The 16,483-nt window shown below is 48.1% G+C and carries 14 protein-coding genes; 6 read left to right on the forward strand and 8 right to left on the reverse strand.

Features of this window, described 5'->3' with window-relative positions:
* Positions 1-86 precede the first annotated feature (86 nt).
* Positions 87-1,523, forward strand: coding sequence for an FAD-binding oxidoreductase (locus CAP50_RS10070; RefSeq protein ID WP_100749897.1), 1,437 nt, complete (start codon positions 87-89; stop codon positions 1,521-1,523).
* 164 nt (positions 1,524-1,687) lie between these two features.
* Here CAP50_RS10070 and ruvB read toward each other — a convergent pair whose 3' ends face one another.
* From ruvB to CAP50_RS10095, 5 genes are all read right to left on the reverse strand, one after another.
* A complete protein-coding gene (ruvB, locus tag CAP50_RS10075; RefSeq protein WP_075100664.1) occupies positions 1,688-2,671 on the reverse strand; it encodes a Holliday junction branch migration DNA helicase RuvB in 984 nt (327 codons plus the stop codon).
* Between the two features lie 175 nt (positions 2,672-2,846).
* On the reverse strand, positions 2,847-3,467 hold the full coding sequence (ruvA, locus tag CAP50_RS10080) for a Holliday junction branch migration protein RuvA (protein WP_075100770.1): 621 nt from the start codon (positions 3,465-3,467) through the stop codon (positions 2,847-2,849).
* Positions 3,468-3,666: 199 nt separating this feature from the next.
* A complete protein-coding gene (gene fba, locus CAP50_RS10085) occupies positions 3,667-4,704 on the reverse strand; it encodes a class II fructose-bisphosphate aldolase (protein ID WP_075100769.1) in 1,038 nt (345 codons plus the stop codon).
* Positions 4,705-5,206: 502 nt separating this feature from the next.
* Positions 5,207-5,593: a hypothetical protein gene (locus CAP50_RS10090; RefSeq protein WP_075100663.1), complete on the reverse strand. Its 387-nt coding sequence runs from the start codon at positions 5,591-5,593 to the stop codon at positions 5,207-5,209.
* 257 nt (positions 5,594-5,850) lie between these two features.
* A complete protein-coding gene (locus tag CAP50_RS10095) occupies positions 5,851-7,053 on the reverse strand; it encodes a phosphoglycerate kinase (RefSeq protein ID WP_100749898.1) in 1,203 nt (400 codons plus the stop codon).
* 458 nt (positions 7,054-7,511) lie between these two features.
* Here CAP50_RS10095 and CAP50_RS10100 point away from each other — a divergent pair, with 458 nt between their 5' ends.
* Complete coding sequence (locus CAP50_RS10100) at positions 7,512-7,841, forward strand: TraR/DksA C4-type zinc finger protein (RefSeq protein WP_100749899.1); 330 nt, start codon at positions 7,512-7,514, stop codon at positions 7,839-7,841.
* 101 nt (positions 7,842-7,942) lie between these two features.
* Here CAP50_RS10100 and CAP50_RS10105 read toward each other — a convergent pair whose 3' ends face one another.
* Complete coding sequence (locus tag CAP50_RS10105) at positions 7,943-8,623, reverse strand: thiamine phosphate synthase (RefSeq protein WP_100749900.1); 681 nt, start codon at positions 8,621-8,623, stop codon at positions 7,943-7,945.
* Between the two features lie 134 nt (positions 8,624-8,757).
* On the reverse strand, positions 8,758-9,846 hold the full coding sequence (locus tag CAP50_RS10110) for a serine hydrolase (protein WP_100749901.1): 1,089 nt from the start codon (positions 9,844-9,846) through the stop codon (positions 8,758-8,760).
* Between the two features lie 412 nt (positions 9,847-10,258).
* Between CAP50_RS10110 and CAP50_RS10115 the strand changes: the two genes are divergently transcribed.
* The 3 genes from CAP50_RS10115 to CAP50_RS10125 all read left to right on the forward strand — a co-directional run bounded on the left by CAP50_RS10115 (position 10,259) and on the right by CAP50_RS10125 (position 14,603).
* Entirely contained in the window at positions 10,259-10,894 is a 636-nt protein-coding gene (locus CAP50_RS10115; RefSeq protein ID WP_075100658.1) for a response regulator, read from the forward strand.
* A 90-nt stretch (positions 10,895-10,984) separates the two neighbouring features.
* A complete protein-coding gene (locus tag CAP50_RS10120) occupies positions 10,985-12,757 on the forward strand; it encodes a sensor histidine kinase (protein ID WP_100749902.1) in 1,773 nt (590 codons plus the stop codon).
* A gap of 130 nt (positions 12,758-12,887) precedes the next feature.
* Positions 12,888-14,603, forward strand: a complete 1,716-nt coding sequence (locus tag CAP50_RS10125) for a sigma-54-dependent transcriptional regulator (protein WP_100749903.1) — start codon at positions 12,888-12,890, stop codon at positions 14,601-14,603.
* A 52-nt stretch (positions 14,604-14,655) separates the two neighbouring features.
* On the opposite strand, the gene CAP50_RS10130 is transcribed toward CAP50_RS10125, so the two are convergent.
* Positions 14,656-16,110 carry a S41 family peptidase gene (locus CAP50_RS10130; protein WP_100749904.1) on the reverse strand — a complete coding sequence of 485 codons (1,455 nt, stop codon included), beginning with the start codon at positions 16,108-16,110 and terminating at the stop codon, positions 14,656-14,658.
* A 219-nt stretch (positions 16,111-16,329) separates the two neighbouring features.
* On the opposite strand from CAP50_RS10130, the gene CAP50_RS12740 reads away from it, so the two are divergent.
* Positions 16,330-16,476 carry a hypothetical protein gene (locus CAP50_RS12740; RefSeq protein WP_172953119.1) on the forward strand — a complete coding sequence of 49 codons (147 nt, stop codon included), beginning with the start codon at positions 16,330-16,332 and terminating at the stop codon, positions 16,474-16,476.
* The last annotated feature ends 7 nt before the right edge of the window (positions 16,477-16,483 follow it).

Genomic DNA, 16,483 nt, shown 5'->3' on the forward strand with positions numbered 1-16,483 from the left:
CGATTAGATTGAGGACACGCCCTAGTCTACGTCCAAAAAAATAAAAACACATGCTGTCTAACAAATCATATATGTAGGAGTCATCCATGTCTGCCCTATCCGCCTTACCCGCATCCGAGCTGCACGATAACACTACGCCCGATCACAGTGCGGCCATAGCTGCGCTACAGACGCGCTTTGGCAAACAGCTGAGTGTCAATAAAGCGGTACGCGAGCAGCATGGTCATACCATGACATGGCTTGCCAACCAGCCACCCGATGCGGTGCTGACCGTGCAGGATAAACATGAGGTCGCCGCGGCTGTCGAGATTTGCAACCAGTATCAGATGCCAGTGATTGCTTTTGGTATAGGCTCATCCTTAGAAGGTCAGCTAAACGCGCCTTTTGGCGGGCTATGTATCGATATGCATGCGATGGATGCAATCTTACAAGTCAATAATGAAGATCTGACCGTGACCGTACAGCCTGGCGTCACACGCGAGCAGCTCAATCACTACCTGCGCGATACGGGGCTGTTTTTTCCGATAGACCCAGGCGCTAATGCCAGTATCGGTGGCATGGTGGCCACTCGCGCCTCTGGCACCAACGCTGTGCGCTACGGCACTATGAAAGATGTGGTGCTCGCTCTAGAAGTCGTGACCGCCAACGGGGAGATCGTACGTACAGGCACACGCGCCAAAAAGTCGGCCGCTGGATACGATCTAACACGGCTTATGATCGGCTCAGAAGGGACGCTAGGCATTGTCACCGAAGTCACGCTCAAGCTGTTTGGTATTAGCGAATGTATTGCTAGTGGTATCTGCCACTTCCCAACGATTGAGGACGCTTGTCAGGCGGTGATGCTTACCATCCAGATGTGCTTGCCAGTTGCCCGTATTGAGCTACTCGATGCCATGCAAATCAAAGCCTGTAATCAATATGCCAATCTAGACCTGACTGAGACGCCAACTTTGTTTGTGGAGTTTCATGGCACGGACGCGGGCGTGGCTGAGCAAGCAACAATCTTTACTGACATCATCGAAGAGTTTGGCGGTAGCGATTTTGCGTGGGACACAGACGAGGCCGAACGTAAGCGTCTGTGGCAAGCGCGGCACAATGCCTATCATGCCAGCTCTGCCCTACGGCCTGAAGCCAGCGCCTTATCGACCGATGCTTGTGTACCTATTTCGCGCTTGGCAGAGTGCGTCAGCGCCACGGCAAAAGACATCGAGGCATCAGGAATGATTGGCCCTATCGTCGGACATGTGGGTGATGGCAACTTTCATGTTTTATTATTGGTCGATACCGATAACCCTGAGGAAATCGCTACTGCCGATGGCATCATTAGCCGCCTGGCCATGCGCGCCATCGAGATGGATGGTACGTGCACAGGTGAGCATGGTATTGGTCAAGGCAAGCAAAAATATATGCAACAGGAGCATGGTAATGCCTTAGTATTGATGCAAGCCATCAAATCAGCGCTCGACCCCAATAACATCCTTAATCCTGGAAAAATATGGCCAAAGACTGTGGTCGCAGATTAACAGCCTACGCCGACCTATAGGCTATCCGATATGACAATTTTTCATTGAATGACTTGATAGCGACATCTCTGATTTAAACGAAGAAGCGCCACCTTTTAATCAACCAAAAGGCGGCGCTTTTTGTATAAAGGTGTTTTGGCCAGTTTTATATCATCTCATCTGGCCTATAACATCTGGTCAATGGCCATCTGCGTCAATACGCGGCCACGAGCCGTACGTAAAACGTAACCTTGCTGAATCAAATACGGCTCGATGACATCCTCAAGCGTGCCGCGATCCTCTGCCATTGCCGCCGCTACCGCCTCAACCCCTGCCGGCCCTCCATCAAAGCGCTCTTGCAATATCTCGATATAGCGTCTGTCCAAATGGTCAAGACCGCGCCTATCGACCGCCAGCATATCCAGCGCACTGCCTGCTATCGCGCCATTGATACGGCCATCGCCTTTGACCTCGGCATAATCACGTACACGGCGCAACAAACGGTTGGCAATCCTTGGGGTGCCGCGTGCACGGCGCGCAATCTCGACCGCACCGTCTTCACTCATCGGCACGCGCATCAAGCGCGCCGCTCGTGTCACAATGGTAGTCAGATCTGCGATATTATAAAACTCTAACCGCTGAACGATACCAAAACGATCTCGCAGAGGTGAAGTCAAAAGCCCCGCGCGCGTGGTCGCTGCTACCAGCGTAAATGGCGGCAAGTCCAGCTTGATAGAGCGTGCTGCAGGCCCTTCACCAATCATAATATCCAGCTGAAAATCTTCCATCGCAGGATAGAGTATCTCTTCGATGACGGAGCTTAACCGATGAATCTCATCGATAAATAACACATCACCTTCCTCTAGATTGGTCAACATAGCAGCCAAGTCACCAGGTCGCTCAAGGACAGGCCCCGAGGTTGAACGCAGGTTACCACCCAGCTCGCGCGCGATGATATTGGCCAGAGTCGTCTTACCTAGCCCTGGTGGCCCAAAGATAAGCGTATGATCCAACGCTTCATCACGGCCGCGCGCCGCTCCGATAAATACTTCCATCTGCTCACGCACGACAGGCTGGCCAATGTACTCTGCCAGTAGTGCTGGGCGAATATTTGCGTCAGGCGCATCACCGGCGCCCTCTAGCGGATTAATTAAACGATCTTGCGTCATAGTTTTTTCATTATATTAAAAATGTGAAATCATACAAAACATCATAAAGCACCAGCGCACGAAAGCACAGACGTAAACAAAAATAAGCGACAATCGATGTCGCTTATCTTAAGTCAACTATGCTAGGTCGCTGTCAAGCATATTCGGCATACCCTAATTAATAATAAAAACTGCCTTAAAAGCCTGACAACTGCTGCAAAGTCGCTTTTAGTAAGCTTTGCGTATCAGCAAACGTATCTCCACTACGCTTAGCCGCTTTAATCGCTTGTTGCGCTTCTTTTTCTTTGTAACCTAGGCTGATAAGTGCGCCCTCGACCTCAGCGATGATGCTGCCTTCGTGAGAAGCTGTGGTTACCTGCGTTGGCAGCTCTAACAAATCATTGTCGACTTCGATATTTTTTAGCTTGTCTTTGAGCTCAATTAATAACCGCTGTGCGGTTTTCTTGCCAATCCCTGGGATACGCGTCAGTGCACTCTCTGACTCTTGCTCGACATGCATCTTAAGCTCGGCGGCCGACATAGCAGATAGCATCGCTAACGCCATTTTTGCCCCCACACCATTGATTTTGATAAGCTGACGAAACACTTCGCGCTCTTTGCGATCGATAAACCCATAGAGCAGCTGCGCGTCTTCGCGCACATGCAAATGCGTCCAAATACGAGCCTGCTGATCGAGCTGTAACTGACAAAATGACGGCAATGGTAGCTCGATATCATACCCCACGCCAGATGCGGTCAAAATACATGCCGTTGGTGCCATCAGGTACGCGACCTGCCCTGTAATCAGTCCAATCATCATCCATTACCTATCATTATAAAAAATAAACCGCGCCATACTCTACGCTTAATACTCAATATTTTGGTTTAAAAACGCCTATGCAAAAACGTACACGTAAACCTCTTGCGCTTACACCCAAGCATTTAGAGAAAAAAAGGCGTTTGCATATCGATATGACAAACGCCTTCTTTGATAAGCTCAGCCCTACTTGTCAGGCTTAGTTATAAAAATCAACCATACCTTCAAGACTGATTGGGCGAATCTTGTGCGCTTGACCAGCAGAACCAAAGGCTTCAAAACGGTTGGTACAGATGTCAGACATCGCGACCATAGAGGCTTTGAAATATTTACGTGGATCAAACTCACTTGGGTTTTCTACCAAAAACTGGCGGATAGCGCCTGTGGAAGCCAACCGCAAATCGGTATCGATGTTTACTTTACGCACACCGTGTTTGATAGCCTCGACGATTTGCTCAACGGGCACGCCGTATGTTTCACCGATATCACCGCCATTTTCGTTGATGACTTTTAGCCACTCTTGCGGCACAGAGGACGAGCCATGCATGACCAAGTGCGTGTTTGGAATACGGGCATGAATCTCTTTGACGCGCTCGATAGATAGGATATCGCCTGTCGGTGGACGTGTAAACTTATAAGCACCGTGACTGGTACCAATCGCAATGGCAAGTGCATCGACATTGGTATCTTTGACAAACTGCTCGGCTTCGTCCGCACTGGTCAATAGCTGCTCATGGTCCAACACGCCCTCTGCTCCTGAGCCGTCTTCTTCACCCGCCATGCCAGTCTCAAGGCTACCTAAACAGCCAATCTCACCTTCGACAGAAACGCCGCACGCATGCGCCATCTTGACCACTTCGCGTGTGACGCTAGCGTTATAATCGTAATCCATTGGGGTTTTGCCGTCCTCACCCAGTGAGCCGTCCATCATCACCGATGAAAAACCAAGCTGAATAGAGCGTTGGCAAATGGCAGGCGACATGCCATGGTCTTGGTGCATCACTACAGGAATGTGCGGCCACTCTTCTATAGCAGCGATAATCAGATGACGCAAAAACGCCGAGCCTGCATATTTGCGAGCGCCAGCACTGGCTTGGACGATGACCGGTGAGTCGCAGGCGTCGGCCGCCATCATGATTGCACGCATCTGCTCTAAATTATTGACATTAAAAGCAGGCACCCCGTAATTATGCTCGGCAGCGTGATCTAGAAGTTGACGTAAGGATATTAAGGCCATAAAACGCTCTCTGATTAAAATTTTGGATAGTATGTAAAATAGCTTTTGAAATGATAGCAGCAACATAGCGCTGCCTATATGACTCGCCCAAAGCTGTACACTCAATGAGGTCAAAACTGCCCGTCTGGCAAAACCATTGGCAACTGGCAATAATAGACGCTCATTATCGTGCGCTGATTATAGCAAAAATTGCCTTGTCTTCGTAGCGGTTGCCTGACTATTTATTTTATGACGGATTGACTACAAAAAAATGCTTGTAGCGTTTCGCCATCACCATACAAAAAGCCTTGGCAATCGCCAAGGCTTTTGTAGTATTTTGAGGGCTTATAAAGCAGCTATTTTATGAGACAACCATTATAGGGCAGTCATAAAAAACTGCTTATTTAGCGAGCTGTACATCAATCTATCAGTAGTCAAACAGTGATAAAAAAGGTTTGAACCGGTCAAACGATGCTTATTTACTAAGCGACTAGTTTTGACAAGCTACTGATTATCGAACCTATTAGTACTGCTGCTCAGCATCAACTGCGACATCATTTGCGCCGTCAGCCACTGCATTTGCGCCATCAGCTACCGCTTCGGCAGTGTTTGCTACTGCTTTGTTGGTACCATCAGCGATTGCATCACCTGTGTTTTCTAGAGCGTCTGTCGCAGCCGCGCCAGCAGTTTCAGCGCTTTCGGCGACTTCAGTGCCAGCATTTTGAGCAGCAACTTCTGCTTCTGCAGCAGCAGCTTCTGTCTCTACAGCGGCGGCTTCAGTGTTGGCTGCGACATCATCACCAGCAGACTCAACAGCAGCTTCAGTGTTTTCTTCTGTTTGTTGGCTACACGCAGTGATAGCAAAAGTACCAGCAAGTACGCTAGCAAGTAACAAATGACGTTTTAACATAATAAACCTCTCGTAAATAAAGCATGTCAAAATACATGGTTGCGCTATTTTATAGAGTGCAAATAAGACATGCAATAATAATTTTCAGTGTATAAACAAATAAATACGACTTAATAATAATCGGCGACCATCAATACCGAAGTCTGTCATACAGAACACTATATTGATGGCCATCCTCTTATTTCCACAGCCTACCTTAGATGATTCATCATGGTTGTACGTCTAGTGTTACTAACGTACTAAGTAACGTTAAAGGTTTACGCATCTATTTGCAGGGCAGCAACTGCAGGCAGCACCTTGCCTTCGACAAATTCTAAGAAAGCACCGCCACCTGTAGACATATAACTGACGCCATCCGCCACTTGATATTTATCAATAGCAGCTAGCGTATCACCGCCGCCTGCGATAGAAAACCCAGCACTGTCTTTGACCGCTGCGGCCAATATCTGCGTACCCTGTCCAAAAGCATCCACTTCAAAAACTCCAACTGGACCATTCCATAAAATGGTCTTGGCATTGATGATAGCCTCAGCCAATCGCTCAGCGCTTTTTGGCGCGATATCCAAGATCATGTCGTTGTCGCCGATGGCATCGACCGACTTAATGGTCGCAGTGGCTTGTTGTAATGAACCAGTAAAATCGGCAAAGTCAATATCGCCTTTATCAGCCACCACCACAAACTCAGGCAATAAAATCTCAGTTTTGCTCATAATATCGCGAGCGCTATCGATCAAATCCGCTTCATACAATGATGCACCAACGCTATGACCTTGCGCCGCCAAAAACGTATTGGCAATACCGCCACCAACGATGATTTGGCTACATACCTCAGCTAAGCTATGCAGCACTTCAAGCTTGGTCGATACCTTTGAGCCACCCACGATAGCCAGCATTGGCTGAGCTGGTGTCTCTAACGCCAAACTTAGCGCATCAAGCTCTGCGGCCAATAACGGCCCTGCGCAGACCTTCTTGCCTGCTTGGCGCATGGCTTGAGTGACGCCCTCTGTCGATGCTTGGGCGCGATGCGCGGTACCAAAAGCATCCATCACAAACACATCGCACAAATCTGCGTATTTTTTTGCCAAAGCAGCTTCGTTTTTCTTCTCGCCTTTGTTAAAACGGACGTTTTCTAGTAGCACCACTTCACCCGCTTTGATAGACACGCCTTGATTCAGATAGTCAGTGTCTAAACGCACAGGCGCAGCCAGTTTGTCGCTCAGATAGTCAGCGACCGGTGCCAATGAATAAATGGCCTCAGGGCTACCTTCGGTTGGACGCCCAAGATGTGAGCAGACAATCACAGCCGCGCCTTTTTCTAGCGCCATCTTAATGGTAGGTAAGCTTGCTTGTAGGCGCGCATCACTGCTGACTTTGCCATCTTTGATTGGCACGTTTAAGTCTTCTCGAATCAAGACAACCTTATCCGTTAAGCTCAGCTCACTCATACGCAAAAAATTCATTAACTGCTCCTCTACATCATCTATTGTTAATCTACAGTGGACTGCTCGATAAGTCCTACTACCACATATTTATGGTCAATCCTAAATAAAACTGACACCATGGATACGATGCCGCACTATGCCGCCCGAGTGGTAGCGCTCAGGCCGATCAAAAACACTCTAGTAAGAATTTGTGGCGGTGTATTCTAGCAGTTTTCTGCCACGCTCTCCTATCAAAGCGTGGATTAAATATTACTCAGCAGACAATCAAACAAAACCGGCTTGACAAACTGATGATAAAAATCAGCATTTTATAAAACCAGTAACATTTCGTGGTGGCACTCATGGATTGCGCTGTTTATGATAAATCTACACTACGATGACCTTAGGCTAGACCAGAATAAATGCAGGCTCCGACAAACACAGGCACTAGCCTAATATTTTAGTGAATAATAACAACAAATTACTAGGAGAAAACCATGAGTATCGATCTAAAAACAGCAAAACAAGACCTATTAAAACTCAAAAAAGAGTACGAAACTCGCATCGACAAAATCGAAGAGCATATCCAAAACCCACAGGACGACCTCAACGAGCATTGGGAAGACCAAGCCATCTCCTACCGTCAAAACGACATGCGAAAAAATCTCATGGCTGAGGCGCGCCAAAGCCTAATCTATGTAGAAAACGCACTAAGCCGTATCGAAAACGGCACTTATGGAGAGTGCGAAGTATGCGGCGAGGCAATCGAAGAGCAGCGCTTAGAGGCCCTGCCCTATGCTACGTTATGTATGCAACACGCCAAATAACGAATGGCTTTTGACTTATCCTTGTGGCTTATTTCGTCTTGTGCCTTATATAGTTAACCTACTTTAGGGAGACTTTATATTGGATTGACGATACTTGGTCATCAGGCCTTTACATCACTGGCAGCGGTATGCCACTTTGCAAATGCTTGCTGCCACTGCTGACAACGAGGTGCTATCTGCGCCACAGGCAGATCCATAATATCTCCAACGACAGCCACATATTTGATAGACAGACCTGCCAGCGCGCCGACATTCTCAGCACTTAACCCGCCTATCACGCAGATATCGATGCCTTGCTGGCAGCCTTCTTTTAGCTGCTGGTACGAGATGGTATCGGCTTTAGGCTTGGTCGTAGAAGCAAAAACAGCACCCATGGCCGCATAGTCTGCGCCTTGCTGCTTGGCTTCTTTGACCAGCGCCACTTGTCCATGACACGTACGACCGATAATCTGATCCGGACTTATTTGGCGCTTGGCATCGACCATCTTGCTATCTTGCTGACCTAGGTGTACCCCGACACCGAGCTTGGCCGCCAGCGCACTATCATCATTGATCACGACTGGTACCTGATATCTGCGTGCCAGCTCGACGATTTGCTTGGCTTCTGCCAACAGTGTTGCCGCGCCATCTGGCAGTGCCGCTGTTTTTTTACGGCGTACTTGCAGCAGACCGACCAGCCCTGTTGCCAGCGCGGCCTCTAGCTTTTGATAGAGTTGCTCAAACTCATCATCGTTGGTCAGTAAATAAAGCTGAGGTACGACAGCCGATTGCAAGTGATTCATACCACGAGTATCCTTTTTGATATAAAAAAGGCCGTTATATGATATAACAGCCCTTTGAATTATTTTACCTGTCTATTTTTGATCTATATACTTGCGTTTGTGCATTTGTATAGTGACATCAGTGTCATCCGCACTTATACAGTACGACGCGTGGCCAAGCTGTTTAAGATATTCTTTGCATCGCCCCAGCGCGTGGCTGAGCTGTTTGCGCCCAAAATAACAATAATGGCTGGACGGTTATTGACCCTCGTTTCCATGACCACACAGCGCCCTGCTTCATTGATAAAGCCGGTCTTTGAGATACCAATAGGATAGCCACCCTCACGTACTAAGCTGCTGGTATTGTTGGCTTTATATGTGCGGTTGCCGCGAGAGTAATTTGATACAAAGAAATCATAGCTTTTGGTGGTGGAGAAGCGGCGAATCACATCGTAGTTACCCGCAGCGCGTACCATCTTGACCAAATCCTTTGATGACGCCACATTACGCTTGTCAAGACCCGTTGGATCACCAAAAAAGGCAGTCGTCATACCCAAGTCTTGCGCTTTGCGGTTCATCGCTCGCATAAAGGCACTATATCCACCTGGATAGTTACGCGCCAGACTCTTTGCGGCTGGGTTTTCCGACTTCATCAAGGCCATGAGCAGCATTTCGGCACGGTTGAGGCGATCCCCTACTTTTAGACGAGAGCTTGCGCGTTTGGGGCCGACGAAGTCTTCTGCGTCTAAGGTAATCTCTTCACGCATATCCAGACCGGCATCTAGTACCACCATCGCGGTCATGACCTTGGTGATACTGGCCATTGGACGGGCAATATCCGCGTCTTTTTCGTAGATAGACTCGCCTGTTTCAGCATCGATCACAGCCACACTACGCGAGTCTGTGCTGATCGGAATCATATCACTACTGCCAAAGGCGCCGCGATAGGTGGTGTTGTAGCGATTGCTATTGGTATAGCTATTATTGCTGCTGCCAAAACTGTTGGCATTGGTGATATTAGTGGTGCCATAACCGGTATCAACCTTTTTGATAGCAGAGCCTGTCGATTTGTACATAATCTTACGGGCTTCAGACAAGCTATCGGCACCGCCCCAGCTGATACGCGCGCTAGATTCTGTATCAGCGCTACCATTAATCGTAAGTGCAGCTTGTGCCACACCACCCAAACTCAGTGAAATCATGGCAGCGATCAGTTGCTGTTTGGTTAATGGTAGTTGCTTCATTGTGCCTCCTGCTGTCGCTATCACGCCAGATACATACGATCTGACGCCAAAAACGTTCATAGCGTTTATGAATAGGTTTGTAAGTACTCGTATAGAGTTTTTGTATTTTTAGTGTATCATGGTTTGCTTTTAAGTTTAATGTATCAAGCTGATTTAATGGTTTATTTTGTCCCAATTCAAATTTTGCTACAACCACTTTATATTATAGAAACATTGGTTCACATTTCAGCAATATATTTTAACCCAAAGCATGGCAATTATTCAAAATTTGATATATTAAACAACAACATCCACATAATATATTAGCAGTATTTTACATCGTCAAAAACTAAAAAATAACTTAGACAGTTTTTTGTCTGTGATTTATGCTAGGCAGTATCCCTTCTTCTGACAAATAGTAAAGAGTATAGTGATGATTAAAGTATTGGTAGTCGATGATCATGATTTGGTACGTATGGGTATCAGCCGTATGTTGTCAGACAGTGCGGATATTGAGGTGGTCGGTGAGGCCGATAGCGGCGACATGGCGATCAAAATGGCCAAACAGCTGCACCCTGATGTGGTATTACTCGATGTCAATATGCCCAATATTGGCGGGCTTGAGGCCACCAAACGTTTGGTTCAGCTAGACATGGGTATCAAGATTTTGGCGGTCAGCAGTATGTCGGCGCAGCCTTATCCTTCTATGCTGATCAAAGCTGGGGTCAACGGTTATATCACCAAAGGCACACCCTTAGACGAAATGATACGGGCAGTAAAAAAAGTCTATCAAGGGGGCCGCTATTTTAGCCAAGATGTCGCAGAGCAGCTAGCAGACGTCTTGCTATCAGACAATGCCAGCTCGCCCTTTGATTTGCTCAGTGATCGCGAAAAACAAGTAGCGATGATGGTCGTCAACTGCCAAAGCCCACAGCAAATCGCGGACCAGCTGTTTGTCAGTGTCAAAACCATCAATACGTATCGCTACCGTATCTATGAAAAAGTCGGGGTCGATAGCGATGTCAAACTGACACATTTAGCGATTCGTCATGGTCTGATTCAGCCATAATCTTCGCCTACTTGCCTGCTCAGTAAGTCAACCAGCTAAGCCAGACAGCCCTGTAAGTCAGCAAGTAAGATTGTCCATGACGGTACATTTATGAAACCTGCTATTCGTTTTGTCTCGACCATCACCCGCTCAGCGCCCCCCAATGACACCCTGCCATTGCCGCAGCTGCGTAAATTAGGACTTATTTATAGCAGTTATCGCTTTGCTGTGAGCTTGTTTTCTATGCTCATGGTCTATATCACCGCGCGTGCTGATAGCGGCGCGTCTTTGCCCAGTTTTTTGCAACAAACCACCCTGAGCTTTTATGTACTGCTTAGCATGATATTGCTCGGTTTGTTTTATGTGGTCAACAAACACATGCGCCAGCAGCTGGCCTTTGGCTTGGCTTTGGATGTCATTATCTTAAGCTTGCTGCTTTATACCGCAGGTGCGCCTGATTTGCAGCTGACCATGCTATATATGGTAGTGGTAGCGGCAAGCTTTATGCTACTTCACAGCTCTCAAGCATTGATCATCACCTTACTGGCGATTATTTTTGTTATTTATCAGCAGTTTTTTTATGCCATTGCCAATAGTATGAGCTTGACCAACTTAGGCGATGCACTGCTGATGTCTGCCAGTTTTTTGGCGGTGGGTGGCTTGAGCTGGTCTATCTCTCAGCGTTTGGTGCAGTTAGAAAAAGTGGCCGCTCGTCATGCCAAGGAAGTCGAGCGCCTAAATGTCATCAACCAAGAGGTCATCACTCAAATGGTCAATGGCGTTATTGTCATCGATCAGGCGCATATCGTGCTGGCAAATCTTGCCGCATATCAGCTGCTCAGTATCCCTCATCGTCCATCACTCACCGTACCTACTACCAGTGAAAGTCGTACGCCAAACGATAGGCGCAGGCTCGATAGCGCATCTGCTGCCCAATTAGCAGATTTTGAAGAGCAACTTGACGAGCAGCATCCACAGCTGCTTCAAGCCTGCTTGACTGTCGCAGCAGGACAGTCGCGTACCTTTACTTATGACTTACCTGCCGTGGCCAATGTATCAGTGTTTGGCAAGCTACGTGTACAGATTATCCCTCTAAAAGACGGCAGTAAACTGGTCATGCTCGAAGATTTGCGCCGTGAGCAAGCCAACGCTCAGCAGCTAAAACTGGCGTCTTTAGGACAGCTGACGGCCAGTATTGCTCATGAGATTAGAAACCCACTGGCCACCATCTCACAAGCCAGCCAGTTGCTCATGGAGGACGTTGTTGAAAGCTGTCACCCACCAGCAAGTAACGACATGACAAGCCCTGCCCCTGATTATAGTGATGAGCACATCGCAGCCAATCATGAGCTGTATAAAATGATATTTTCGCAGACCAAACGCGTCAATCGCATTATAGAAGACATCCTAAAGCTGTCGCGTCAGCAGCAAGCAAATCAGCAGCCCATCGTACTTGCCGAATGGATGCCTGCGTTTTTAGAAAACCATTTTCAGGGGCATGACGTGTTTTTGCGTGTTAAGACCCAGCCGACCATCTCCTTTGACACCCACCAACTAGAGCAAGTATTGATCAACTTAATCAACAATGGTTTGCGTCATAGTAGCTACGCCCACCCTCATGCCTTTGTGGAAATCGAGATTTATTGTGCAGATAACGATGTTATAATCGATATTTTAGATGGTGGTACTGGGGTCCGCGAGCATGACTTACCGCACCTGTTCAATCCGTTTTTTACCACAGATCAAGCAGGGACAGGACTTGGGTTGTATCTATCACAAGCCTTTTGCGAAGCCAATCAAGCTCGCTTGCTATATGTGCCTGAACACACAAAAACCTGCTTTCGCCTCATCGCACCTGCCATCAATGCCCGCACCCATGTATAAAATGCATTGGTACGACCTTACTATTTGTGTCCCAATACCGCACTGATAAGCTGAGCATTTGTAAGTACTTAACTGCAATTGTGATAGATGCTTTGATAATTTTTCGCTACCGAATACGATGAGATGATGTATGACAAAAACCGCGCTAGTCGTTGATGATGAAGTAGATCTGTGCCGATTAATGCAAATCACTTTAACCAAGATGGGCATCAAAAGTGATGTGGCTTATACATTGTCACAAGCAAGAGACTACTGGCAAGAGCGCGAGTATGACTTTTGCTTAACGGATCTCAAGCTCCCTGACGGCTCAGGGCTGGAGCTGGTCAAAGAAATCAGTGGCAGCACCAACACGCCCATTGCCGTTATTACCGCGCACGGTAGTATGGATTTGGCCATCGAAGCCCTCAAGCTTGGCGCTTTTGATTTTGTCAATAAACCACTTGAGCTGCCGCGCCTGCGCCAACTGGTCGAAAATGCCCTTAAAGTCACTCACCAAGGTGACGACCCCGAGGCCGCGCCTGAGTGTACCCCTGAGCAAAAACTCCTCGATAGTAGGCTGATCGGTGACTCAGCGGTGATGCTACCACTGAAAAACACCATTTTAAAACTGGCGCGCTCGCAAGCACCGGTGTTTTTATCAGGGGCGTCGGGTACAGGTAAGGAAGTGGTCGCCAGACTGATTCATGACCTCAGTCCACGCCGTGATGGTAGCTTTGTGCCTGTGAATTGCGGCGCCATACCCTCCGAGCTGATGGAGTCAGAGTTTTTTGGCCATAAAAAAGGCAGCTTCACGGGCGCGGTCGCTGACAAACAAGGCCTGTTTCAGCAAGCCAATGGCGGGACTTTATTTTTAGATGAAGTGGCTGACTTGCCGCTAGCGATGCAAGTCAAACTTCTGCGCGCCATTCAAGAAAAAACGGTAAGAGCCATCGGTGATACCAAAGAGATACCTGTCGATATCCGCATATTGTCTGCAACTCATAAAGATTTATCCCAGCTGGTGCAAGCTGGCACGTTTCGCCAAGACCTCTACTACCGCATCAACGTCATTGAATTAAAACTACCGACGCTCAACGCGCGCCGTGATGACATACCTGTACTAGCGACACACTTTTTGGCCTTGATCGCTGAAGAGTGGCAATTGGAGACGCCGCCTTCACTGACGGCAGCCGCCTGTGAGCGTTTGCAATATCACGACTTTGCAGGCAACGTGCGCGAGCTGCGTAACCTACTTGAGCGTGCAGTAACCCTAGCAGAAACGCCAAATATCGATATAAACCATCTGGGCCTGCCAGCGTTGACGCCGGCGGATACAGAGCCGCATGCGGTAAACGCAGCTACGCAAGGCACAGCACCAACAGCTGAAACACCTGCCGCCCGCACTCATCCTGCTTCAGCAGACACGCTTTTACCAAACAGTCCATCGGAACAAATGGTGCCCATAGACAGCTCAGCAGCACGCGATGATAAGAGTCAACCTATCCAAGCCCCGACTTCGGCCAGCAACTTGCATCCTTATCGCACCCATACTCAGCACTACCCTTCTGTCATCAAAGGTGCGGCGGCCAATCACCCAAAAACGGCGCAGGGCGACAGCGCCGAAAACATAAAAACGGCCAATCAGGCCGTACAAGCGCCAAACGAGACAAAAAACATCAACAATGCAGGCTTACCCGCCCAAGGCTTAGAGCATTATTTACAAGCGCAAGAAAAACAGCTGATCATCACCGCACTAAAGCAAACAGGCTGGAATAAAACCCAAGCCGCTGAACTGCTGGGCACGACTTTTCGCTCTTTACGTTACCGCATGAAAAAACTAGAGATCGATGAAGACCAGCTGGAATAAGGACCAGAGACGATCTATGGCACGGGCGACCATTATATGATCTAGATTGGTATTACTGAGCGCGGTTGGGTTTTCGGACAAAACGAACGCCTGACGTTAAGGCGCGCTCTTTGACCAGCTCAAGAGCCTGCTGTCGCCACGTGCTCTCATTTCCAGAGAGCATCACATCAGGTGTCACCCCGATCTCATCTATCTTTTTACCCGTGGCGGTCATATAGTTGGCGACCGTCAGTTTGACCGCTTGCTCATCGTTTAGCGGAATCACCGACTGTACCGATCCTTTACCATAGCTGACCTCCCCAAGGATAGTGGCGCGCTGCTGCGCCTGCAGGCTACTGGCAAGCACCTCGGCCGCCGAAGCCGAGTAGCGATTTTGTAGCACCACCATAGGTAGAGGCTTAAGGATGGCCTCACCTGTCGTGGACAGCACGCGCGGCTCGTTTTGGCGCGCTTGTACCTGCACCACATCAGTATCATTCATAAACAGACTGGCGACATTCACCGCCGAGGTAAGCACGCCGCCTGGATTGTCACGCAGATCCAACAAAATGCCTGAAACCGGCGCGTCTAGATCGATCAAACCCTCAAGCAGCCTGTCACGACTATCGTTTTGAAAGGCTGGTAGCCTAACCACCGCAATACCATCGACCAGCTCTATCTCAATAGTTTGCGGATGGCTGTTATTTCGCTGCAAAGTGGTAGTGTGTTTACGGCGACCCGCTTTAGAAGTCACCACATCTACTTGCGTGCCAGCGATACCCATTAGCAGTTGCTCAACGTCGTTGGTTTGGCGATTTTCATCAAGCTTAAACTCGCCCACCTGATGCAAATAATCGCCGACTGCGATGCCTTTTTTGTCAGCAGGTGAGTCATCGATGACCTCTGTGATGACCCAGTAGCCTTCTCGCGGCTGATAGCTGACCTTGATACCGACATCGCCTACGTCGCCTTCGGTAAAGGCACGCAGGTTTTCATAAGCCTCGGCATCCAAAAACTCAGCATGACTATCGAGCTTGGTCAACATACCGCTCATGGCATTATTAAACAGCGTCTCATCGTTGACCGCATCGACATACTCACGGCGCACCAAATCGACCACAGCGACAAAGGTCTTGAGCGTCTCAGGAGAAATGGCATTCAATGACACATGCGCAACCTCCGGCGGTATCGCGGTATCGATTACCTCGGCCTCGTCATTGAGCACGCTTTCATCGGCAACGCTATCTATCGAGTCATCGATGTCGTCGGCTGCCTCTAGCATGTCGGCGATATCTGATAGATTGTCTTCTGCAGGATCTATCTCATCCGTATTTAAGCCAATCAGTTGCAGCTTCTGCGCCGAATGATGACTGGGCGCCGCGGCCGCTTGAGAGATATTGACACTGACCAGCCCTAGCAGCGCTGCCATAAAGACAGGCTTACATAAAGCAGGCGTGCTGGATAAACGTCTGATATCGCGATTGATTTTTTTGATGAGAAAAGAGCGTATGGCATAAATAGGACGCATAAAATACTCGTGTTAATCATAAAATATCGTAATTTTTATTATAAAAATATCTGTGATAGCGACTTTATAAGATAGCATCAAGAGCAGAGTTAAGACTAGTAGTGTATTGCAAACCCTCAGTATGTAAATCGTTAACTGTCATTGGTAGACTGCGGTCGTGATAATAAAAAACACCTAAAAAAATACCTAAAAATATCGCGAAAAAAAGGAGAGACAATCATGATCTCTCCTTATAATATAACGGTACAACGTCTGTCTGTCCTTACCATAGCCATATTACCGCTACAGCACAACTCACAGCATAGCCACAGTATCGTCATTCACCGCAATGAGCAACACGCCGCTACTCATGAGGGTGGCGTATGATCATAAA

The organism is Psychrobacter sp. L7, from assembly GCF_002810365.1.
Taxonomy (GTDB): Bacteria; Pseudomonadota; Gammaproteobacteria; order Pseudomonadales; family Moraxellaceae; genus Psychrobacter; species Psychrobacter celer.